Genomic DNA, 632 nt, shown 5'->3' with positions numbered 1-632 from the left:
CCTGGTTCTCTACCAGCCTGCAGTAGTAGCTGCGCTCGATGCTGCGCTGAGCCGCGTCAATCAGGCTGGTCAGCAGGCTGTCGTGCTCATCAAAATCCAGCTCGAGGCGCAGCTGGGTTTTGGCTTCAGCCAATGTCAGTATCATGCGCGTCATCGTCCTTATTCGGTTGAAGGGCGCGTTCTGCATCTTTTGCCCAGACGGCGATATTTCGGTCCACCATGTCCTGAGCGACGGCGCTGTCAAAGCAGGCTACATCGCCACGGCTGTAGCGGCTAAACGGACCAAGGAACGTCACCGCGACGCGCCCGTTTTGTACCGAAGCGACTTTTCCAGTCAGTTTTGACATGCGTTCCTCTGGGGTTTCGTCCTGTTTTGCATCACCACCTGAATCCGTATCGTCGCCGTCCGGACCGGGTTCGGTACCATCACCGTCACCACCGGCTTCGCCTGCAGAACCGGCGTTAACGTCTGGTGTCGGTGCTGAAGTATCAGCTGCAGCTGCAGTCGTTACCGCTGGCTCGGCGTTGGTGTCGGTGGCGGTATCGTCTTTCTGAGTGTTTTTGGTTTTAGGAGCCATGATGTTCACCTGTAAAAAAGCCCACGCGGGGCGGGCTGTTAATCACGATTGTCG

The 632-nt window shown here is 57.1% G+C and carries 2 protein-coding genes; both read right to left on the bottom strand.

Going from position 1 to position 632, the window contains the following annotated elements; genetic code table 11:
- Positions 1-145, bottom strand: a 145-nt coding sequence (locus ACFPZN_RS56400) for a head-tail connector protein (RefSeq protein WP_378293712.1), incomplete at its 3' end; no start/stop codon positions are given.
- Entirely contained in the window at positions 126-578 is a 453-nt protein-coding gene (locus tag ACFPZN_RS56395; RefSeq protein ID WP_058663340.1) for a hypothetical protein, read from the bottom strand. The genes ACFPZN_RS56400 and ACFPZN_RS56395, both read right to left, overlap by 20 nt.
- Between the last annotated feature and the right edge of the window lie 54 nt (positions 579-632).

Source organism: Actinomadura rugatobispora (assembly GCF_042656285.1).
GTDB lineage: Bacteria > Actinomycetota > Actinomycetes > Streptosporangiales > Streptosporangiaceae > Spirillospora > Spirillospora rugatobispora.
Note: the sequence above shows the minus strand (reverse complement) of the source record. Positions and strands in the feature narration are given on the sequence as shown.

Coding starts and splice junctions, on each gene's coding strand:
- ACFPZN_RS56395 (WP_058663340.1), bottom strand. CDS start 578: ATGGCTCCTAAAACCAAAAACACTCAGAAAGACGATACCGCCACCGAC.